Origin of the sequence: Streptococcus sp. 2154 (assembly GCF_013277255.1) — a bacterium.
GTDB classification, from domain to species: domain Bacteria; phylum Bacillota; class Bacilli; order Lactobacillales; family Streptococcaceae; genus Streptococcus; species Streptococcus pseudopneumoniae.
The window spans coordinates 102,840-125,880 of record NZ_VMMK01000018.1 but is presented as its reverse complement, the minus strand read 5'-3'; the positions used below and the strand labels follow the sequence as shown (position 1 = coordinate 125,880).

Sequence of the window (23,041 nt, the reverse complement as noted above, 5' to 3'; positions counted from 1 at the left end):
CCCAAGCCTTAACGCCCGGGGGATTGATTTTTGCCCTGATAAGTCTATCTATCAAATCATATATTCTACACTATAGGTCGCATCCGAGAGTATTCGTGCCAAAAATTGCTTGGTTCGTTCTTCTTTTGGACGACTAAAGAAATCATGGGCATTATTTTCTTCAACAATTTTCCCACCGTCCATAAAAATAACATGATTGGCTACATCTCTAGCAAAACCCATCTCATGAGTCACTACTACCATAGTAACTCCTTCTTTAGCTAACTGTTTTAAAACATCTAAAACATCCCCTACCAACTCTGGATCCAAGGCCGATGTTGGCTCATCTAATAAAATGACCTCTGGTTTCACAGCAATGGCACGCGCAATACCGATTCGTTGTTGCTGGCCTCCAGAAAGCTGAGAGGGATAGTAAGCTTTATAAGCTAGTAAACCAACTTTTTCTAAGGCAGCTTCCGCACGTTTTGTTGCTTCTTCCTTAGGAATTTTCCGAGCAATAATCAAGCCCTCCAAAATATTTTCCAAGGCCGTTTTATTAGCAAATAAATTATAATGTTGAAAAACGAAAGCAGTCTTCTTGCGAATTTCTAAAATATCTTTTTTAGTCAATTTTCCAAGGTCGTATTCTTTATCAGCAAGCTTCAAAGAGCCACTATCGGCTTTTTCTAAATGATTGAGACATCTGAGAAAAGTCGTTTTACCTGATCCAGATGGCCCCAATATTACAACCACATCCCCTTGGTTGACCTTGAGATTAACATCTCCCAGGACTTGTCTGTCTCCAAATTTTTTTGCAACATGTTCTACTTGTAACATTGTCTCCTCCTATGCTAAACCTGTACTGGGCACTACTTGTCCCTTTCTTCTTTGAATATAGCGTTTCTCTAAGATTGAAAAGCCCCATTGAATCAATCCGCAAATAAGAATGTACTGTAAAAAGATCACAAAATAGGATTCAAAATACTGATAACCATAAGACGCTTCAACACGGGCAATGGCTGTAATATCCTTAATGGTCATCACAAAGACCAAAGAGGTTCCTTTTACAATATTTATGACTAGATTAGCCAGATTGGGCAAGGCTGATTGCAAGGCCTGTGGAAAAACAATCCTCACATAAGCCTGACTAGTGGTTAAACCAATCGCTTGTGCAGCTTCTAATTGTCCCTTATCCACAGTCAAAATAGCCGAACGTAAGATTTCTGATAAACTACCTGTTGTCATCAAACTATAGATAATAAAAGCATAATAGATCGGATTGAGTTTAAAGATATCAACATCACTCCCTATGCTTTTGAGAAATTGATTGAGCAAACTCGGAAACAAACTATAAAAGAAAAGAATCAGCAAAATCGGAGGTGTTGCTCTTATAAAAGCTAGATACACGAGAGAGAAAGTTCGAACACCTTTGACTTTATATATTTGTCCCAGAGCTAAAAACAAGGCTGGTCCAAAACTTAAGACCATGGCTACAATCATAATGATTAAGGTGGTTGGCACCCCTTTTAAGGTCTCTAAAAAAGTTTTCGCAATATAGTCTAAATCCATATCCTATCTCCCTTTCGTTTCCAAAGATTTTTCTAACAAGCGACTCAAGAAGGAAACAGCCAAGGCTACACCCCAATAAAGAATGGCAACCGCTGTATAGGTTTCAAGAGAGTAATTCCCCAAATTGCGACTGATTAAGAGATTCCCAGCTCCCATGACATCCACAAAACCAATCGTATAGGCTAGGGCAGCGTCCCGCATCAAATTTAGAATAGCGGTCGTCATATTTGGAAGAGCCACTTGAAAAGCCTGAGGAAAAATGATTCTCCAAAATGTCTGACTAGGGGTCAGACCAATACTGGCTCCAGCTTCCATCTGACCTTTGGGAATTGCCTGATAGGACGCCTTAAATACTTCTGCAATGATAGCCGCAAATAGCAAGACCATGGTGAATAAGACGAAGACCGTCTTAGACCAGTTGTTGATATCTAAATTCAGCCACCATTTTAAAAATTCAGGTAAACCATAAAAGACAAGGAATAGTAAAACAATAGGGGGAGTACAGCGAAGAGTGAAAATATAGCCCTTAGAAAGACCTGCAAAAGTCTTGTCTTCTCCCACTTGAGCCCAAGCCAGTAAGCCACCGAAAAGGGAACCGAGGACTGTAGTAAAAAAGAGAATGGACAAGGTCATAGGAAGAGCCTGCCATAAGGTTGGTAAAAATTGGAACACTCTTGAAAAATCATATGAAACCATATAAACCTCTTTCTAATACTCAATGAAAATCAAAAAGCAAACTAGCCGCAGGTTGCTCAAAACAGTGTTTTGAGGTTGTGGATAGAACTGACAAAATCAGTAACCATACCTACGGCAAGGCGACGTTGATGCGGTTTGAAGAGATTTTCGAAGAGCATAACATGCCTGATTGCTCATCTAATCTTTATCAACGTAGCTAAAGACATCTTCTTTAAAGTATTTTTGAGAAAGTTTAGCTAGAGTACTGTCTTCTTTTAATTCTTTAATCGCTTTTTCATACTCTTTAGCAAACTTCTCACCCTTTTCATCACGGTGAATCAAGGGATAGGTTGGAATTCCTTTATAAGGGAACCAGCTAAGTTTGTCCGCATATTGGTGGTAAGAACCATCATCTGTTGTCACCGCTTTTTCAAAAGACAACTTGATGTCAAAGAAAGCATCATAACGTCCTTCTAAAACCCAAGCATAAGCATCTGCCACCTTGAAAGATTCAGCAGCTGTCAACTCAATTGGTGTATCCTTGTGCTTGTCATTATAGCTATTAATCACATTCCACTGGGCATTTTGAGGAGAGATGGGTACTAATTTTCCTTTATTTTTGGCGAAATCATCAATATTCTTATATTTAGCTTCATCTCCTTTTCTGACAGTAAAACCAATAATGCTGGCTCCTACTGGCTCAGATGGAATAATGAATTTCTTAGCCCGTTCATCTGTATACCAAGCACCTTTAGTTCCAATATCGTACTTGCCAGACTCAAGTCCAATCAAGAGATCATCATCACTAGTTCCAGTATACTCAAATTTATAATCTGCTAATTTCTCATCAACCGCCTTTAAAACAGCGACTTCATAACCATCTGATTCCCCTTTTTCGTCAATAAAATCATAAGGGACATAGTTTTGAGTATGGGCAACTTTTAAAGTTGTTACTTGTCCAGACGAAGCTGCATCTGCACCTTTAGCAGATGCTCCCGACAAAGTCCTACCAATAATCGTTGCTCCAAGCACTGCCACAACCGCAACTCCACCAACAATCCATGTTTTCTTACTCATATTCTTCTCCTTTATTTAGCTACTGCTTCTCTCACCCACTGGATACGCTCCACTGCAATATCGTTTGGAATGGTACAATCTGCTCCGAGTATGAGGCCATCTTTCCCTGTTTCTTCTACCAATCGTTTGGTTTCAGCCTGAATTTCTTCCTTACTGCCTCGATAGAGAAGGCCATCTTTACCGTTTTCAAATCCTCCCAGAACAGCACGACCCTTGAAAATCTCACGACCTTCTTTTAGACTAATCCCTTCTGGACCAACTGCCCAGTTAAAAACATGAGCTGGATAGTCTGCAAAGATATGAATATCGTTTCGAGCTCCTTCATAGCCACAGATATGAAGGATATTTACCCCACCAACCGACTTAGCCGCATTTAAAACAGTCAGTTCACTCGGCTCAATAATCTCCTGATAGGCTTCAGCAGAAACACGCGCATCCTGAATACTTTGCACACTGAGATAAATACCATCTACTCCTGCATCTTTAATAATAGCTTGACTCAAGCTAGCGATATCTTGCGCAATCACATCAAGGACTTTTTTCAATTTCTGAGAATCTTGAACTAAGAAATCTGCAATGAGATTATCTCCACCAGACACTTCTCCAAGTAACCATTTGAGGTAGGTCACAGGCGCAAAAATATTGTAAATAGCAACAATATCTTCCGTAAACTCCTGCTTAATCTTCTTCACTAATTCTACCTGCTCTCTAATCCACGGATGATCTTTACCCAGAGGTTGAATCTCCGACAGCTCTTGGAGTGACTTCCCTTTGGCAATAACTGGATTTGGATAAACAAAATAGCCATCACTCATCAACTTGATAAAGTCTGGATGTAGGTCACGGATAAAACGTTTGTGACCTTGTATGTTCTTTTCAATAATCACAGGATTGGAAAATCCCTTTAACCATTCCTCTTCTGATGTAAAGTGGTGCCAAAAACCTACAGGTACACGGTCAACCACTTCTCCTCTAAATGCTTTTAAAACCCATTCTCTTTTTTCTAACATCTCTATTCTCCATTTCTTTCTTTTTCAACTAATAAAACACTGGCAATATCATTGGTTTGAATAAAGGGAAGACTTCTCTTCTGAAAATCCTGAATCCCATGACATCTTGGCCCTTCCTTACAAGCAAGTCCCTTTGTAAGACTGATCGCAAGTAAAATGACAAAGCCGAGGGCCGTCCCTACCAATAGCCACTTTTTTCTTTTCATAAGGCTCTCCTATTCTAACATAGCAGCCTGACGAATCCAGTCCAATCTTTCTAATTCAAAGTCATCTGGAACCGTGCAATCCGCTCCAAGAAGGACTCCTCTAGTCCCAGCTTCAGCCAACAATCGTTTGGTTTCCTCTTGTAGTGCAGCCTTTCTACCTCCGTAAAGCAGGCTCTGCTTCCCATTTTCAAAACCACCCAAGACCGCTTGGCCATGAAATAACTCCTGACCTTGAGGTAAACTGACTGCTTCATGGTGGGTTGCCCAGTTGAAAACCTGGGCTGGATAATCTTTAAAAATAGTCACATTGTTACTGGCACCTTGGAAACCGCAGATATGCAGGATATTTATCCCACCTACCTGATTGGCAGCTTCTAAAACCTTTATGTTGCTTGGCTCAATATAGGTCTGATACAATTCTGCTGTGATACGCTCATCCTGAATTTCTTGTGTACTGAGATAGATTCCATCTGCTCCACCATCCTGAATGATTTTTTTAGTTAGGATAGCGATATCCTCAGCTATCACGTCTAAAACATCCCTGAATAGCTCTGGATTTTCAAGAAAAAGATCTGAAACCTCCTTATCACCTCTAGAAGTCTCTGTACGAAACCACCTTTTCAAATAGGAGATCGGAGAAAAAATATTGTAAAATGATGCAATGTCCTCAGTGAAGGTTGCTCGAATAGCCTCTACCACTTCTACTTGTTGCTGAATCCAAGGATGGTTTTCACCAATCGACTCAATAGAAGCTAATTCCTGAAGACTTGTAACCTTAGGACTGTAGACATTACTTGGATAAATGAAAAATCCGTCACTCATCATTTTGACAAAATCAGGATGGATTCTTTCCACGTACTTCCGATGTCCCTCTACACTTTTTTGAAAGATACGTGGATTATTTAAACCTTGTCCTTTTTCCTCCAGTGTTACAAAATGAAACCAAAAGCCAACAGGAACCCGTTCCACCTCTTCTCCTCGAATAGCTCTAAAAACTAGCTCTCTTTTACTTGTCATACTTCTCTCCTTCCATTTGGATTGAAACCATCTTACCACTCCTTTTGACCTTTTCCCAATATATATTGACTATCGACTTGATTGGGATTGTTTATATCAATAGAGAAAAAAATCTCTGAAAAGCTTGATTTTACTAGCTTTTCAGAGATTTTTTCTGTTTATTGCTTTTTTAAAATAGTTGTTATATAGATTTTTTATCAGCCTGATTAGGATTTTTTATTAAGCCTCTTTCATGGCAAAATAAGTCCGTACTTTGGGTGCAACTTGTGTGCCGAAGAGTTCAATAGCTCTCAGAACTTGTTCATGAGGCATGGAACCAAGCGGTAGATGGAGCATGAAGCGGTCCAAACCTAAGTCTTCAATCATGCGAATCAATTTTTCTGCCACCTGATCTGGATTGCCCACAAACATAGCACCATTTGATCCAACTTGCTCCAAATATTGCTTATAACGCAATTCCTGCCAGTGCGGACGGTCTTTAGAGATAGCATCCACTACTTGCTTGGTAGGATGAAAATAATCTTTCACAGCCTGCTCGCCATCCTCATCAATCCAACCCCAAGAATGAGCTCCAACCTTTAGTTCCTGACTGGCATGACCCGCTTCGCTTCCAATCTCACGATAAGCCTGAATCAACTTTTTAAAATAACGAGGGTTACCACCAATAATGGCATAGACAATCGGTAGACCAGCCTGAGCAATCTTCACTGTTGATTCGACATGACCACCTGTCGCTATCCACAAGGGCAATTTGTCCTGAACTGGACGAGGATAGACTTCTTTGCCAGAGATTGTTTGGGTCAAGCGACCTTGCCAGTCTAACTTGGTCTTTTCATTGACTAACTGAAGCAAGTCTAATTTCTCATCAAAAAGGGCTTCGTAGTCTTTCAAATCATAGCCAAACAAGGGGAAAGATTCCGTGAAAGAGCCCCTTCCAGCCATAATCTCCGCACGTCCATTTGACAAAGCATCGATAGTGGCATACTGTTGGAACAAGCGAATGGGGTCCATACTTGAGAGAATGCTGACTGCGCTGGTCAAACGGATTTTCTTGGTATTGACTGCCCCAGCTGCCAGGACAATCTCTGGGGCTGATACTGCAAAATCCTCTCGATGGTGCTCACCAATCCCATACACATCCAAACCAACCTTGTCAGCCAGTTCAACCTCTGCTAGCAACTGGCGAATGCGTTCGTCATGACTGTAAGTTTGCCCAATCCCTTCAAGCTCCGTTGTTTCCCCAAATGTTGAAATTCCCAATTCTACCATTGTGATTCTCCCTATCTACTCTGTCCTTCAATTTGAAAAATTATTCTAATACTCAATGAAAATCAAAGAGCAAACTAGGAAGCTAGCCGCAGGCTGCTCAAAGCACTGCTTTGAGGTGGTAGATAGAACTGATGAAGTCAGCTCAAAATACTGTTTTGAGGTTGCAGATGGATGCTAACCTGATTTGAAGAGATTTTCGAAAAATATTAAATATACTCTACAATTTGCTCAATCAATTCTGGGTCGTCTAAACCTGTAACTTGTATAACAACATCTTTGACTGATTGTTTAGCCAACAATTCACCTAATCGAATACTTTCTTCATCATTTACATCGCGATAGTCAAAGGCATAGCCAACTGTTTTAAGTAGGTTTTCATATGACAAACCAAGTTCTTTCAATTCACGTATCGGCCGGATGAATCGTTCATTATAGCCTAATTTTCGGATTGGAGTACGAGCTACGCGACTAACCTCGTCCACTATGAAAGGATTTTCAAACCGTTCTATAATGACTTTGTGATAATTCTCCAATTCTTTTTTATCAAAGTTCCATTTGGCAATCAAGAGACTCCGAATTTCAGTTAATACAGATTCAATCCGAGATTTGATATTAGGATTTTGAAGAGCTTCCAAAATTGTCTTGGCACCATAATGCGCACCAATGTAAGCTGAAGTTGCATGTCCAGAATTGACTGAAAAAAGTTTTCGCTCAATAAAGGGTTCTAAATCTTCTTCATAATGCACATCTTTTAGACGTAAATCTGGATTTTTAAGACGCTTGGTTTCCACGACCCATTCATTAAAGGGCTCGACCACAACAAAAAGGGAATCCTCGTGACTTTGTGCTGGAACAATCCTGTCTACTGCAGCATTTGGAAAACCTATGTAGTTATCAGCAAATGTCAAACCTTCCGGACTTAAATATTTCTTGACTTCTTGATAAAGAAATTGAGACCCGCCAATCATATTTTCACAGGCCATAACATCCAATGCCTGTGTATTTCCTGCAACTCGGCGAGCTTCGATTCCTTTGGCTAGAAGTTCAGCGATAAAAGGGAGTATATTAGGTCCGATTGCAGTAGTAATAATATCCGTCTTTTGAATCGCTTCAATGACTTGCTCAGGGTCTTCTTTGCTATTAATGCCAGCCACATTAGTTACTTCTATACGAGACTGTCCTTTCTGTGCAATTTCAATTTCATACTTGCCCTTTTCATTTAGAGCATGAATTATCTGATTATTGACATCCACAAAATCAATATGGAAACCATTTTTAAATAGAATTTCACCTATAAAACCACGACCGATATTACCGGCACCAAAATGAACAGAATGTTTCATTCAATTTCTCCTTTTCCTATTTGAGGGACATATATACTAGATGACAAATGACGAAATTCAATTATTCAACAGCATCAAATAAGCGCAACACTTCCTCTTTTGACTGAGCATCTGCTAGTTTAAGAACATTATCTACATCTGCACAGAAGATAGAAATTTTCTGAATAATTTCTAAGTGTTCATTACCAATACCAGCAATACCAAAAAGAACCGTTGCCACTTGAGGGTTAGATACATTCCCAAAATCAACCCCTCTAGGGACTTGAACGACTGTAATACCAGACTTGAGGACATCATTTTTTGCTGCATCTGTTCCATGCGGTATGGCGATAAAGTTACCCATGTAAACAGATAGCTCTTTATCTCGCTCAATCATGGCTTCAATATAGTCTTCATTAACATATCCACCCTCATAAAGAACTTGCCCACAATAACAAATAGCTTCCTCCTTGTTAGAAAATTGTTTATTAAGCTTAATCAAATGTTTTTCAAGTTTCATATTAGTTCTCCAATTTCTTAATTTTTTCGTTAAAAATAGTATTTAGCATCTGATAAATAATGGATTGATTTCCCGTCTTGTAAATCTCTGTATAAAGATGATTTTCAATAATCGACTGACTGATAGCTGTCATTAAATCTCTCGCTTCCTCGCTAGCTTCTTTAGACATTAGCATTAGCAGACACCTTTTGACCTCTTCTTCCTCTCGTTTCATTGACAATGCGGAGATAGGTAGTTTGAGTTCAAACATAGTAAAACTATTTGTTGTTACTTTGCTAGACTGACTATGTAAAAGCACCAGACCAGTATTAGGAATAGCCATAGGACTATTCTGGAAGTGAGATAACAATTTTCTTGTTAGGTAATCTCTGTCACTCACATTCTTCTGATATTGGATGATTTGTTCTACCGTGTGCTCAAATGATTGATTATTCTCCAATTGAACCAACTCGAATTGACTCAAAAGCTGACTACTAGATATTAAATAATCTTGCAAGTCATAACTTTTCTCTGGAGCGATAGCATCACGCGCGACAATTGTACGATGTGCCTGTACATACTGAAGTCGTTCCTGTAATTCAAGCAATTCTTTGACGGTTGGAAAACTAGAAATTACATCGATTTCCTGATTAGTCAGCGGCTTGGTAGATAAAATATAATCATACTGACTGAGATCAATACTATGGTAATCTACTAGAGACTGAATATCTATCAACTCTACAAAAGGAGCAACACTCTTAATTTTACTGACTAATAAATCTCTAGTGACCCGACGTTCATCCGTTAAAAGCAAAACACGGACTGGATAAATCTCTGGACTACGGCCTAAGCTAGAGATAAAATGTAGGGCAATCATGCCATACTCATACTCTGTATGAAGATATTTCGGAAAAATATCATTCACTAAAAGACTGATGACTGTATAAAGAAATTTATTCCTTTCAACTAAAATCTGGACAGATTCTGGCAAATTTTCACCCTGAAAAAGGATAGGGACGCCTAAACTGAGCCGAATATGATGGAAAAGAAAATTGAATAAAACCTTGTCCTTAAAAAAGTCAATCTTGGTATACATGGAAACCGTATCAATCAGATTTGAAATATTGTAGAAAAATTCACCATCAAATTTCTCCGTAAAGAGCGGATTGTCCTGACGTTTAATGATTAATTCATCCAAGATGCTCGCAAAATAGATAATTTCCTGAATACTATAAAATTGTGCAGTCTGCTTAGAGTAAGCTTGAAAAATTTTTTGAGAAATTTCCAAAGCCTGCTTACTAGTATTAGGTGAATTTTCAATGTTTTGCTCCTGACCTATAAGAGATAACAAAATCGCAAAAAACATCTTCATCCTAGCATCCATATCTGGAAAACCTGACAGTTGCTTATTAACAATCTGACTGGCCAGCCTAGTTCTATCTGCTTCTAAAATATCAAAGCTCCCAAAATTACCGGTTGAAAAATCTGCTACTGAGATACAGTTTGTCAGTAAAATAGCCAAAAATCTTCTCTTACCAACTGAATCACCAGAAATACGATAACCTTTTTGTCGTTCAATTTTCAGATCAAAGTCTAAAAGACGCTTATCAATATCTGAAATATCCTGAATAATAGTTACATTACTGACTTTCATGCATTCTTGCAATGCTTCATTGGTGACAAAACCACTCTCAGTCAGAAGGCGATAGGTAATCAACTCTTGTCTTTCTTGGGGACTATACTCAACTAACACTTCAAGTTCTGTCGGCAAATCATCCAACTCTCCAGTCAAAATATAGTATTTCCCATGCTTCGTTATTTCGATTCCATATTGCTCCATGCTATCTGTCAAATCTGATAAAGTTCGATAAATTGTTCTAGATGAAACCTGTAAGATTTCAGTCATGTCTTGCATTGAAAGCTTCCCTACATGTAGGAAAGCCTTCAATAATTGTTCTTCTCGTTTGGTTAATAGCATTCGTAATTTAGAAACCTCTAGTTCTATTTGTACATTCTAACAGCCATTTTGTCATATTCTGGTGTTGTTACTAAACTATCCACAATAAGAAATTGAGAATTCGGTGCTGTTTGCTGCACTTCTGCCTGTAAAGAAATAGTTGTTACAATCATTATGTTTTTAGAATTAAATTCACCTAATTCTGAAATTTTGGCAGTAGAAACTGGAATACGAATATTTTTGTTTCTAAAGATAGCCCGAATCGTTTCACAGCCCATAGTTGCAGATCCCTGTGCTTTACCATAAGCAACTACTACAGCATCAATATGGTTAAGGTCAATTTCCTGACTATCTACTGATGCTGAAGTTGATATATCTCCTTCAATTTCTGCTATTGGAGAAGCTCCTGTTAATGAAGCTACAATTTCATCATAACGAGGGGACGCTAAGAAATTATCAACAGAAACATGAATAGCACTTGGACTCTTGTCTTTAGCTCTTGGTGTCAGTTCTTCCTGAGTAACAATTAATGTTTTTGGTGTATCAAGCAAATTTGAGATTGCCTGATTAGATACTGGAATCTCTAGACCTGCTTTTTTAACCTTATCTCGAAGAATACTAGCTCCCATAGCAGAGCTTCCCATACCAGCATCGCAGGCGAAAATGATTTTTTCCACTGAGTCTGTCGAAACAACTGCATCAACAGAAGTTGATACTAACTGACCTTTAGACTGAGCCTTAGCTGCTTGGGTAGCCGCCTGAGCAGCTTCGAGCGAATCCTCAGTTGACTTGTCTGCATGAAGAATAAGGGCTGCTACAAGGAAAGAAACAACTGCTGCCACTAAAACACCTAGAAGAACATTTAGATGGGGCCAAACGCCTTTTGGCGCCGTAGCCATAATCGCAATAATAGAACCTGGTGAAGCTGGAGATTTAAGACCAGCGTCTAAGAGTTGAAAAGTAAAAGTTCCAGAGATACCTCCTGCCATAGCAGCTAAAAATAGAGTAGGCTTCATCATAACATAAGGAAAGTAAATTTCATGAATCCCTCCGAAGAAATGAATAAGCATTGCCCCCCAAGAAGAAGATTTAGCAGAACCTTTACCGAATACAGCATAAGCTAATAGAATTCCCAGGCCTGGTCCAGGATTAGCTTCCAATAGGAAGAGAATTGACTTACCAGCTTGAGCTACCTGTTCTACTCCCAGAGGAGTAAAAATGCCATGATTGAGGGCATTATTGAGGAAAAGGACTTTAGCCGGTTCGATGATAATATTAGCTATAGGAAGGAGGCGAGCATTAACAATAGCCTCAACACCATTCCCAACAGCTCCAGTAAGAGTCGATACGACTGGACCGATTGCGTAGAAAGCCAAAAGCAATAATGCAAAACCAACGAGACCAGCTGAGAAATTATTAACTAACATTTCAAATCCGGGACGAATTTTTTCCTGGAACTTTTCATCAAATTTCTTGATAGTCCATCCTCCCAGTGAGCCCATTACCATAGCTCCGATAAACATAGGAACACTAGAACCTGTGATTGCACCAACAGTAGCAATAGCTCCTACAACGGCACCACGTTGACCATGGATCATATATCCACCTGTGTAACCAATCAGGATTGGCAATAAATACGTTAACATAGGACCAACAACAGTAGCTAACTGTTCATTTGGCAGATAGCCATCAGCGATAAAGAGGGCAGTCAACACTCCCCAAGCAATAAATGCTCCAATATTGGGCATAACCATATTTGAAAGCGATGTCCCTAGTTTTTGAACTCTGACTTTCAATGATACTTTTTCTTCCATTAGGATCATCCTCCTTTTCTTAAAACTAGTATATACAAAGTTAAAAACCTTTAAAACTAAAGTTTTGTCACAGATTTTGTGCCAAAACTTTACTTTTGACGAGGCTGGGCAAAAAGGCTTAAAAATGATAAAACGCATCATATCAGGTGTACAAAACCTTAATATGATGCGTTTTATCATGGAAAGATTTACTGAATTTTCTCTTCAAATTGAGTTTTTGCCCAGCTTCCTCTTTTTATAGTAGTTTGAAATAAGATACGAACAAATCAATTGGAAAATTCAAATTAATTTCTAGAAATATTTTAGTATTCCTGTGTACTGTTCTAAATTCAATCTGCTATAATTATTGAAAAGTAAACCCCTATCATCATTTGTAACATAAAAAATAGGCTGTAAAACCTTATAGGATAAACCTATGGCTTTACGCCCGTATATTCATAGATTCTATTCTACCGTTACCGATTTAGCAAGGTTACGTGGTTTGTCCACATCAAGACCACGGTGGAGGGTTGCAAAGTAAGCGACCAATTGTGTTGGTACGACCATTGAAATTGGTGAGAGGTAAGGGTGTACAGTCGTAAGGACGATATCGTCTGTCTCTTTAGCAACATTTTCTTCTGCGATAGTGAGGACTTTTGCACCACGGGCTGCCACCTCTTGGATATTTCCACGAGTGTGGTTGGCAAGGACTGGATCTGACAAGAGAGTCAAAACAGGTGTTCCTTCTTCAATCAAGGCAATAGTTCCGTGCTTGAGTTCTCCTGCCGCAAAGCCTTCACACTGGATGTAAGAAATCTCTTTAAGTTTGAGACTTGCTTCCATGGCTACGTAGTAATCTTGACCACGTCCGATGTAAAAGGCGTTACGAGTTGTTTCAAGTAGCTCACGAACCTTGACTTCAATGGTTTCTTTCTCTGAAAGAGTTGATTCGATAGACTGAGCTACGATTGACAACTCATGAACTAAATCAAAGGCTTGCGCTTTGGCATTGCCATTTGCTTCTCCGACTGCTTTTGCAAGGAAGGCAAGGGCTGCAATTTGCGCTGTATAGGCCTTGGTTGAGGCTACGGCAATTTCAGGACCTGCGTGAAGGAGCATGGTATGGTTGGCTTCACGTGAAAGAGTTGAACCTGGTACGTTTGTCACTGTCAAGCTTGGAATTCCCATTTCATTAGCCTTGACCAAAACCTGACGGCTGTCCGCTGTTTCACCAGACTGGCTGATAAAGATGAAAAGTGGTTTCTTGCTGAGAAGTGGCATACCGTAGCCCCACTCAGATGAGATTCCAAGTTCAACTGGTGTATCTGTCAATTCTTCCAACATTTTCTTAGAAGCAAATCCTGCGTGGTAAGATGTTCCAGCTGCAAGGATGTAGATACGGTCTGCGTCTTGAACAGCCTGGATGATAGCTGGGTCTACTACTACTTGACCAGCCTCATCTGTGTAGGCTTGGATGAGTTTACGCATAACTGTTGGCTGCTCTTCAATTTCCTTGAGCATGTAGTAAGGATAAGTTCCCTTACCGATATCTGACAAGTCAAGCTCAGCAGTGTAGCTAGCACGTTCACGACTGTTACCATCATAGTCTTGAACTTCCACGCTATCAGCCTTGACGATTACCAACTCTTGGTCATGAACTTCCATGTATTGGTTGGTTTCACGAATCATAGCCATAGCATCTGAGCAGACCATATTGTAGCCTTCCCCAAGACCAATCAAAAGTGGAGATTTGTTTTTCGCTACATAGATGACATCTGGATTTTCAGAGTCAATCAAGGCAAAAGCATAAGAACCACGAATGATGTGAAGAGCTTTTTTGAAGGCTTCAAGAACTGACAAGCCATCTTCTTCTGCAAATTTTCCAATCAAGTGAACAGCGATTTCTGTATCTGTTTGCCCTTTGAAGTGGTGACCTGCAAGATATTCTTCCTTGATTTCAAGGTAGTTCTCAATCACTCCATTGTGAACCAAGACAAAACGTTCTGTCTCAGAGCGATGTGGGTGAGCATTATCTTCAGTTGGTTTCCCGTGAGTCGCCCAACGAGTATGTCCGACACCAGTTGTACCCTCAACACCAACTGTCTTAGCAGATAATTCTGCGATACGACCGACAGCCTTGACTAGGTGATTTTCAGCACCACCTAGGACAAAAATCCCCGCAGAATCATAGCCACGGTATTCGAGCTTTTCAAGCCCTTGAATCAAAATATCAGTTGCATTTGTGTTTCCAACAACACCAACAATTCCACACATAGTATATACGACACAGACCAGCTGTGCTTTCTCCTTAAAATTGGTATAGTCTAATTCCTCTTTTATAGAATCAGCAAAAACAGTATATACTTGTTTCTTTCACTTGTCAAGAGTAAAAATTGGTATAGTTCAAATTACGCTCCTGTAAGCAAAAGACTCTGACCAATTAGGATAATCAGTCAGAGTCCTTTTTAAAATCCATTATTATCGCTTAATTCCTTGAACCAGTGCCCTGATTTCTTCAGACGTCGTTCTTGCGTTTCCAAGTCTAATTCGACCAAGCCATAGCGATTTTTATAGCTATTGAGCCATGACCAGCAATCAATAAAGGTCCAAATCAAGTAGCCCTTACAATTGGCACCGTCTTCAATGGCACGGTGCAGTTCACGAAGATGACCTTTTACAAAGTCAATACGGTAATCATCTTGAATCATTCCATTCTCACGGAATTTTTCTTCCCCTTCAACACCCATACCATTCTCTGTCAACATCCACTCAATATTACCATAATTTTCCTTGATATTTTGGGCAATATCATAAATCCCTTGCTCATAAATCTCCCAGCCACGGTGAGGATTGATTTTACGTCCAGGCATCACATAAGGCTCGTAAAAATGTTCTGGTAAGAGTGGACTCTCTGGATGCTTAGCAAATCGAGGCGCCATAACACGCAAAGGTTGATAGTAGTTGACACCAAGGAAGTCCACCGTATTGTCACGAATGAGCTCCAACTCCTCCTCCGTAGTATCAGGTAAGAGCCCATGTTCATGCAAGATTTCTACCAACTCCTGTGGATAAGTCCCCAAAACAGACGGATCTAAGAAAGATTGGGCCTGAAAAAGGTCCGCAATGCGAGCAGCCTTGACATCAGCAGGATGCTGGCTACGTGGATAAGCCGGTGTCAAGTTGAGGACAATCCCAATCTTGGAATCAGGCAAGAGTTCATGACAGGCCTTAACCGCCCGACTGCTGGCCAATTGTGTATGATAAGCTACTTTAACGGCTGCCTCTGCATCCACCTTATGTGGATAATGGGCATCGTAAAAATAGCCAAATTCTACTGGAACGATTGGCTCATTAAAGGTAATCCATTGATCCACTAAATCTCCATAAGTCTCAAAACAAAAACGAGCATAGTCTTCATAGGCTGAGACAGTCGCCTTATTTTCCCAACCATCACCAGCTTCTTGAAGGGCAAAAGGCAAATCAAAATGATAAAGATTGACTAAAAGACGAATCCCTTTGGCCTTAATAGCCTCAAAGACCTTACGGTAAAAATCTACACCTTGAGAATTGACTTTTCCACGCCCTTGTGGAAAAATCCGTGACCACTGAATAGAAGTCCGAAAGGCCGTGTGACCAGTTTCTAACAGTAGCTCAATATCCTTTTCCCAGTTTTCATAAAAGCTTGATGTTTTATCTGGACCAATTCCATTATAGTAGCGATTTGGCTCCACTTGGTACCAATAATCCCAGAAATTATCTCCCTTACCGTCACCAGCTATACGTCCTTCTGTCTGCGGCCCAGAAGTAGAGGATCCCCAGACAAAATCCTTTGGAAATCTTAGCATACATTTACCTCTTTATCTACTCATTTTTCCCATTATACAGAAAAAACAAGGTAAAAACTAGTTACATTTTTTCCTTGTTTTTCTTCTGATTATAGTTTTTATGTCTTGCTGAGGATTTCAAGCGTTTCGAGCACGTTATCTGCATGAACTTCGATAGTGTCACCAGTCGCTTTAATCTTCACTTCTACGATGCCATCGGCCGCTTTCTTCCCAACAGTGATACGGATTGGCAATCCAATCAAGTCACTGTCGCTAAATTTAACTCCGACACGTTCATTACGGTCGTCTGTCAAGACTTCGTAACCAGCTCCCATCAAGCTTGCTTCAAGCTTTTCTGTCAAGACTTGCGCTTCTTCATCCTTGACATTGACAGTGATCAAGTGCACATCAAATGGTGCCAATTCTTTAGGGAAATTGATTCCCCAAGCGTAACGGTATTCACCTTTTGGCGTTTTGTTAACAAAGAGGCGAGCGTGTTGCTCCATCACTGCTGAAAGGAGACGGCTGACACCGATACCGTAACATCCCATGATAATTGGCACAGCCCGGCCATTTTCATCCAAAACATCTGCTCCCATGCTTGCTGAATAGCGAGTGCCAAGTTTAAAGATGTGACCAATTTCGATACCACGCGCAAAGTTAAGGACTCCTTGCCCGTCTGGGGAAATTTCACCCTCACGAACTTCACGGATATCCACATATTCTGCAGTAAAATCACGGCCTGGATTCACACCAGTCAAGTGGTAGCCATCTTCGTTAGCACCGACAACTGCATTGCGAACATCTTGCACCTTACGGTCTGCGATGATTTTAACATTCTCTGGCAAACCAACCGGGCCAAGTGAACCAAATCCTGCTTGAACAAGATTCGCCACTTCTTCTTCGCTAGCAACGTCAGAGAAATCTGCTCCCAAGTGATTTTTCAACTTGACTTCGTTGAGTTGGTCATTTCCAACTAGAAGGGCTGCAACAAGCTCACCATCTGCCATGTAGAAGAGGGTTTTAATCGTTTGTTCTTCTGGAACGTTGAGGAAGGCTGCAACTTCATCGATTGACTTAACATCCGGCGTTGCAACACGAGTCACTTCTTCTTCAGCGACAACACGGTTGCTTGGTTTGTACTCGTTTGTTGCCATTTCTAAGTTAGCTGCATAGCTAGACTCACTTGAGTAAGCAATGGTATCTTCACCAGAGACTATCCATTTGAGCAATTCTGCCTTGATTTCTTCTTGCGCTTCTGCAGGAATTTCGTCAAATGAGGCAACTGACTTGTCCAAGACAACCCAGCGGTCAAGGTCTGTACGAGCAGATGTAATGGCCATAAATTCTTGGCTATCCTTACCACCCATGGCTCCACCGTCACCAATAATAGCCTTGAAGTCTAAACCACTACGAGTGAAAATACGCTCATAGGCTGCTTTGTACTCATCATAAACACTATCCAAACTATCATAGTTAGCGTGGAAACTATAAGCATCCTTCATGATAAACTCACGTGTACGAAGAAGTCCATTACGTGGGCGTTTTTCATCACGATACTTAGGCTGGATTTGGTAAAGGTTGAGTGGCAATTGCTTGTAAGACTTAACAGAATCACGGACAATAGCTGTAAAGGTTTCTTCGTGTGTTGGACCTAGGATAAAGTCTGATTTTTCACGGTTTTTTAGTTTGTAAAGGTCTTCACCGTAAGTTTCGTAACGACCTGATTCGCGCCACAATTCTGCACTGAGAAGGGCAGGAGCCAACATCTCAACGGCACCAATCTTGTCGAATTCTTGGCGCATGATATTTTTAGCTTTTTCAATCACACGATTAGCAAGTGGTAGGTAAGAATAAACACCTGCAGATACTTGGCGAACATAACCAGCACGCAACATAAGAGCATGGCTGATAACTTGAGCATCGCTTGGCATTTCGCGAAGCGTTGGGATAGGCATTTTACTTTGTTTCATAATATTCCTCGATTATCTAAAAAAGAGTCGCATAATGTCATTCCAGGTCACAGCAATCATCAAGACAACCATGATGACCACTCCGGCCAAGGTGACATAGGTTTCAATTTCTTGTTTCAATGGTTTGCGGCGGATAGCTTCTAGGATATTGAGCACAATCTTACCACCATCCAGAGCTGGAATCGGAATAAGATTAAAAATCCCGATATTGATGGAAATCATTGCCAAGAAGTACAAGACATTCTCAATTCCATTTTTAGCAGCATCACTACTTGCCTTAAAGATGGCAACAGGTCCACCCAACTTGTTCAAATCCGGTTGGAAAATCAGATTTTTCAGTGCTGATAAAATTCGTAGGGCCGAGTCAGCAGCAGTTGTAAAACCACCTACAAACATGGATAGAAAGTCCGACTTAATTCCCGGTTGAACACCTAGAAGGTAACGGCCTTGACTTTCTTCCGGAGTAACAGTGACTTGTTTGTCACTCCCATTTTCAAAAATAGTCACATCCAAAGTCGAGGCCGTCTTACCTTTGGTTTCCGTTTCCACAGCCTGAATCAAACTTTCCCAGTTGCTAATCTCATGTGAGCCAATCTTGGTAATCTGTGCCGTTTCTGATACTCCCACCTTAGCCAAGGCCCCTTGGGGCATGACATGGAACTGGTTGGTATCAACATCTCTGACACCACCCTGCATGAAGATTAAAATCCAGAAAACAACAACCCCTAAGATAAAGTTATTCATAGGACCTGCAAAATTGGTAATCAGTTTGCCCCAGATAGTCGCATTTTGATATTGAACATCTAAAGGTGCAATCCGAACCTCAGTACCATCTGCTTCCACAACCGTTGCATCGTGATCCACTGCAAATGTTTTTTCTTCTTCCAGAACCAATCCTTTGATAAAGAGCTTGTCTTCAAAATCAAACTGGGTCACCTGCATAGGGAGGGCTGTTTGATCCAATTTTTTACCTGAGAGATTGATGCGTTTAACCTTACCATCATCAGCAAGTGTCAAACTAACAGGCGTTCCTGCCTTGATTTCAGTTGTATCATCACCCCAACCGGCCATGCGGACATAGCCACCCAGAGGCAAGATTCGAATGGTATAGGCCGTTCCATCCTTGCCAATGTGAGCAAAAATTTTAGGTCCCATACCGATGGCAAATTCACGTACTAAAATCCCTGATTTCTTGGCAAAGTAGAAGTGCCCGAACTCGTGCACCACTACAATAATCCCGAAAACCAGAATAAAGGTTAAAATTCCGAGCATAGCGTTTCCTCCGTCTTTTGATTAAAAGAGTCCAAATAAGTGCATGATTGGAAATACAAGCAACATACTATCGAAACGATCCAAAACACCACCATGTCCAGGGATAAATTTCCCAGAATCCTTAACACCAAAATGACGTTTGATCGAACTTTCTAGTAAATCACCAAATTGTCCAGCAATGCTAAAGAAAATAGCAAAGACTGACATCTTGTAAATTCCATATGGAAGAGCAACTGTACTGTCAACTATCATAAAGATAATGGTTACTAAAATTGCTCCTAAAATACCACCCAAGGCACCCTCAAGGGTTTTATTAGGCGATACCCTTGGTGCTAACTTTCGTTTCCCATAGTTCATCCCAACAAGATAGGCACCACTGTCTGTCGCCCAGACGATACACAAGGCTAAGAGAGCCTTGTCCAAACCTGCAACACGAGCATCTAGTAAAGCATTAAATCCAAAGCCCACGTAGAAGCTCATAGCAAGAGGGAAAACCGCATCCTCAATCGTATAAGACTTGCTAAAAACGGTCGTTCCTAACATGATTGAAATCAAAACACTATAGGCAACCACATTCCCATCAACTGGCAAAAAAGTCAGGTAATTCTCCAAGGGAATGGTCAATGCAAAGGTTGCAAAGAGGGTCAAGAGGCCCTCCATCGTCATGGTCTCTAGACCTCTCATCTTCAAAAGTTCATGCATGGCTAGCATGGCTATGATTCCGATTGCTATCTGAAGCAAGAGGCCCCCAATCATTAAAATTGGTAGGAAAATAGCCAGGGCAATCCCTGCAAACAAGGTTCTTTTCTGTAAATCCTGGGTCATATTTCCTCCTAAACTCCTCCAAATCGGCGATGACGACGATTATAGGCAAGAATGGCTTCCTGCAAGGCCGCCTCGTCAAAATCAGGCCACAAGGTGTCCGTAAAATAGAGCTCACTATAGGCTCCCTGCCATGGAAGGAAATTGCTCAAACGCAATTCTCCACTAGTACGGATAATCAAGTCTGGGTCTCGTAACTCCTTAGGTAAATGCTGGGTAAAAAGATAATTACCAATCAATTCCTCTGTGATGTCACCTGGGTTGATTTTGGCATCTAAAACATCCTGGGAAATCAACTTAAGCGCCTGTGTAATCTCAGCACGTCCACCATAGTTGAGGGCAAAATTAAGAATCAAACCTGTGTTGTTCTTAGTCAATTCCTCAGCCTTGGTTAAAGCTTCAAAAGTCTGCTTAGGCAGGCGGTCTGTCTCCCCAATCATTTGAATCTTAACATTATTCGCATGTAGTTCTGGAACATAATTATCATAAAACTCTACTGGCAAGTTCATGATAAACTTGACTTCCTGATCTGGACGGGTCCAGTTTTCTGTAGAAAAAGCATAGACCGTAATAACCTTAACGCCTAGTTTGTTAGCTGCCTTGGTCACAGTTTGCAATGCTTCCATGCCCGCCTTATGTCCAAAAACTCGCGGTTGCATACGTTTTTTAGCCCAACGGCCATTGCCATCCATGATGATGCCAATATGAGCAGGGACCTGTGTCGGAACCTCTACTTCCACAGCCTTATCTTTCTTAAAAAATCCAAACATGATCTTATTCCTATTCAAAAATCTATCGTTTCATTATACCATATTTCCCTATTTTCTTCTATCACTAAGCTATTTATACTCTTCGAAAATCTCTTCAAACCACGTCAGCTCTATCTGCAACCTCAAAACAGTGTTTTGAGCAACCTGCGGTTAGCTTCCTAGTTTACACTTTGATTTTCATTGAGTATTATTCTCAGGCACCAAGCCCATTTTTCAAAAAAATAAGCCGCCTGATTGGGCGACTTTATTTTTTATAGGGAGATTATTATGAAAAAGTTTTAGGAGTTTAAGTTAAGGTCTTCTTAACTTATGAACTCAGTATACACTCCCTAGCTTAAAGTTTCCTTAAGAAGTTTTAAAAATCAAATTTTTCCATTTCTCCTGACAATTTTTCTTGGATAAACGTGTTTGATAAAGCTCCATTCGGTCTTCATTTTCTAAGAAATGAGGAGTTGGACGAACTTGAAAATTCAAAATATCCTCGAGTCCGTAAGGAGTAAAGAGTTCTAAAGTAGAATCTTCATTCAAGCGCAGTCCAACAGCCGTACATCGTTCTGGATACTTACTCATGGCATCACAAGAGCTGCTATAGGGAGCAGTATGAGGACTGTGCTGATGCATACAGACCTGATTTTTCAATTCCCACTAGTACTGAGGAAAATCCTCTCTCAACTTTTTCTCTAGAGACAAGGTTTCCTCATAAGAAATATCTGGATCAAAGAAAATTACATCTACATCTGTTTCACAGTCAAAAGGGGACTTGTCTGACAAGAGATTCCAGATAAAATTTCTGACAGAACCTGCTGCCAACCAAGAATCTTTCAAACCAAGGTTTCGGATAATAGTCAGAATAGCCATCATATCCCGATTTTCTCTGAAAACTTCCAGAATTTCTTGCTTATTTTTCACTGTATTCATAACCTAAGTGCTCATATGCCTTAGCAGTCGCCACTCGTCCAGAACGTGTCCGCATGATAAAACCTTTTTGAATCAAGTAAGGCTCATACATGTCTTCCACCGTCTCTCGCTCCTCTGCAATGTTAACAGAAAGAGTTCCTAATCCAACAGGGCCACCACCGTACATCTCAATCATGGTCCGAAGGATTTTCTGGTCCACATAGTCCAGACCTTCATGGTCAACATCCAGCATGGTCAAAGCCTTATCCGTAATAAGATCATCGATAACCCCATCCCCCATTATCTGGGCAAAATCGCGCACGCGCTTGAGGAGACGATTGGCAATACGAGGGGTCCCACGACTACGTAGGGCCAACTCAGATGCTGCCTCATGAGTGATTTCCATCTCAAAAATATCTGCCGTCCGCTCAACAATTTCCGTCAAATCAACATGAGCATAATACTCCATATGACCTGTAATCCCAAAACGTGCCCGTAGCGGATTTGAGAGCATACCAGCCCGAGTCGTCGCCCCAATCAAGGTAAAAGGTGGCAACTCCAAATGAACGCTGCGACTGCCTTCACCAGCACCAATCATGATATCAATGTAGAAGTCCTCCATGGCACTATAAAGCACCTCTTCCACAGACATGGGCAAGCGATGAATCTCATCAATAAAAAGGACATCCCCAGGCTCCAAGTCATTCAAAATCGCTACCAGATCACCGGCTTTTTCAATGACAGGCCCAGACGTTTGCTTGAGATTGACACCTAGTTCGTTGGCAATAACAAAAGCCATGGTCGTTTTTCCCAAGCCTGGAGGGCCAAATAAGAGCACATGATCCAGCGCTTCATCCCGCATTTTGGCAGCTTCGATAAAGATTTGGAGCTGGTTCTTGACCTTATCCTGTCCGATATATTCACGTAAATACTGAGGACGGAGCGTGCGTTCTACTAACTCCTCATCCCCCATTATCTCATTATCTAAAATTCTACTCATGGCTCTATTATATCAAAAAACCAAGCCACAAACAAAAAAGCCACTGGATTGTGACTCCCGAGTCTAGCACTTATGTGGTATAATATTGTTCGGAACTTCTACACCGCCTA

19 protein-coding genes and 1 pseudogene are annotated in these 23,041 nt (G+C 40.7%); all 20 read right to left on the bottom strand.

What is annotated here, in order from left to right:
- Nucleotides 1-51 precede the first annotated feature (51 nt).
- Complete coding sequence (locus HT693_RS02475; protein ID WP_000942261.1) at nt 52-816, bottom strand: amino acid ABC transporter ATP-binding protein; 765 nt, start codon at nt 814-816, stop codon at nt 52-54.
- Nucleotides 817-825: 9 nt separating this feature from the next.
- The gene (locus tag HT693_RS02470; protein WP_000362517.1) at nt 826-1,548 is read right to left on the bottom strand and encodes an amino acid ABC transporter permease; all 723 of its coding nucleotides are present in this window, start codon (nt 1,546-1,548) and stop codon (nt 826-828) included.
- 3 nt (nt 1,549-1,551) lie between these two features.
- A complete protein-coding gene (locus HT693_RS02465) occupies nt 1,552-2,244 on the bottom strand; it encodes an amino acid ABC transporter permease (RefSeq protein ID WP_000255467.1) in 693 nt (230 codons plus the stop codon).
- A gap of 177 nt (nt 2,245-2,421) precedes the next feature.
- The gene (locus HT693_RS02460; protein ID WP_000039543.1) at nt 2,422-3,300 is read right to left on the bottom strand and encodes a transporter substrate-binding domain-containing protein; all 879 of its coding nucleotides are present in this window, start codon (nt 3,298-3,300) and stop codon (nt 2,422-2,424) included.
- 11 nt (nt 3,301-3,311) lie between these two features.
- Nucleotides 3,312-4,310, bottom strand: a complete 999-nt coding sequence (locus tag HT693_RS02455) for a uroporphyrinogen decarboxylase family protein (RefSeq protein ID WP_172924766.1) — start codon at nt 4,308-4,310, stop codon at nt 3,312-3,314.
- 2 nt (nt 4,311-4,312) lie between these two features.
- Nucleotides 4,313-4,516, bottom strand: a complete 204-nt coding sequence (locus HT693_RS02450) for a hypothetical protein (RefSeq protein WP_000823548.1) — start codon at nt 4,514-4,516, stop codon at nt 4,313-4,315.
- Between the two features lie 9 nt (nt 4,517-4,525).
- Complete coding sequence (locus HT693_RS02445; protein WP_172924764.1) at nt 4,526-5,533, bottom strand: uroporphyrinogen decarboxylase family protein; 1,008 nt, start codon at nt 5,531-5,533, stop codon at nt 4,526-4,528.
- Between the two features lie 219 nt (nt 5,534-5,752).
- Complete coding sequence (locus HT693_RS02440) at nt 5,753-6,802, bottom strand: LLM class flavin-dependent oxidoreductase (RefSeq protein WP_050222820.1); 1,050 nt, start codon at nt 6,800-6,802, stop codon at nt 5,753-5,755.
- Between the two features lie 206 nt (nt 6,803-7,008).
- Nucleotides 7,009-8,145: a mannitol-1-phosphate 5-dehydrogenase gene (locus HT693_RS02430; protein ID WP_138700356.1), complete on the bottom strand. Its 1,137-nt coding sequence runs from the start codon at nt 8,143-8,145 to the stop codon at nt 7,009-7,011.
- A 61-nt stretch (nt 8,146-8,206) separates the two neighbouring features.
- Nucleotides 8,207-8,644, bottom strand: a complete 438-nt coding sequence (locus HT693_RS02425; protein WP_000764149.1) for a PTS sugar transporter subunit IIA — start codon at nt 8,642-8,644, stop codon at nt 8,207-8,209.
- 1 nt (nt 8,645) lies between these two features.
- Complete coding sequence (locus HT693_RS02420) at nt 8,646-10,601, bottom strand: transcription antiterminator (protein WP_001864364.1); 1,956 nt, start codon at nt 10,599-10,601, stop codon at nt 8,646-8,648.
- Between the two features lie 23 nt (nt 10,602-10,624).
- Nucleotides 10,625-12,394 (bottom strand): PTS mannitol-specific transporter subunit IIBC, encoded by a 1,770-nt coding sequence (locus HT693_RS02415; protein WP_000391684.1) that lies wholly within the window; start codon nt 12,392-12,394, stop codon nt 10,625-10,627.
- A gap of 444 nt (nt 12,395-12,838) precedes the next feature.
- The gene (gene glmS / locus HT693_RS02410; protein WP_172924762.1) at nt 12,839-14,647 is read right to left on the bottom strand and encodes a glutamine--fructose-6-phosphate transaminase (isomerizing); all 1,809 of its coding nucleotides are present in this window, start codon (nt 14,645-14,647) and stop codon (nt 12,839-12,841) included.
- 191 nt (nt 14,648-14,838) lie between these two features.
- Nucleotides 14,839-16,218, bottom strand: a complete 1,380-nt coding sequence (gene bglA / locus HT693_RS02405) for a 6-phospho-beta-glucosidase (RefSeq protein ID WP_172924760.1) — start codon at nt 16,216-16,218, stop codon at nt 14,839-14,841.
- Between the two features lie 98 nt (nt 16,219-16,316).
- Nucleotides 16,317-18,170: a proline--tRNA ligase gene (locus HT693_RS02400; protein ID WP_172924758.1), complete on the bottom strand. Its 1,854-nt coding sequence runs from the start codon at nt 18,168-18,170 to the stop codon at nt 16,317-16,319.
- Between the two features lie 12 nt (nt 18,171-18,182).
- A complete protein-coding gene (rseP, locus tag HT693_RS02395; RefSeq protein WP_172924756.1) occupies nt 18,183-19,442 on the bottom strand; it encodes an RIP metalloprotease RseP in 1,260 nt (419 codons plus the stop codon).
- A gap of 21 nt (nt 19,443-19,463) precedes the next feature.
- Nucleotides 19,464-20,267 (bottom strand): phosphatidate cytidylyltransferase, encoded by an 804-nt coding sequence (locus HT693_RS02390; protein ID WP_000189857.1) that lies wholly within the window; start codon nt 20,265-20,267, stop codon nt 19,464-19,466.
- A gap of 8 nt (nt 20,268-20,275) precedes the next feature.
- Nucleotides 20,276-21,034 carry an isoprenyl transferase gene (locus tag HT693_RS02385; RefSeq protein ID WP_000466722.1) on the bottom strand — a complete coding sequence of 253 codons (759 nt, stop codon included), beginning with the start codon at nt 21,032-21,034 and terminating at the stop codon, nt 20,276-20,278.
- Nucleotides 21,035-21,379: 345 nt separating this feature from the next.
- Nucleotides 21,380-21,952: pseudogene (locus HT693_RS02380) on the bottom strand (nucleotidyltransferase family protein).
- Entirely contained in the window at nt 21,933-22,931 is a 999-nt protein-coding gene (gene ruvB / locus HT693_RS02375; RefSeq protein ID WP_345890224.1) for a Holliday junction branch migration DNA helicase RuvB, read from the bottom strand. Before ruvB ends, HT693_RS02380 begins: the two are co-directional and overlap by 20 nt.
- Nucleotides 22,932-23,041: the final 110 nt, after the last annotated feature.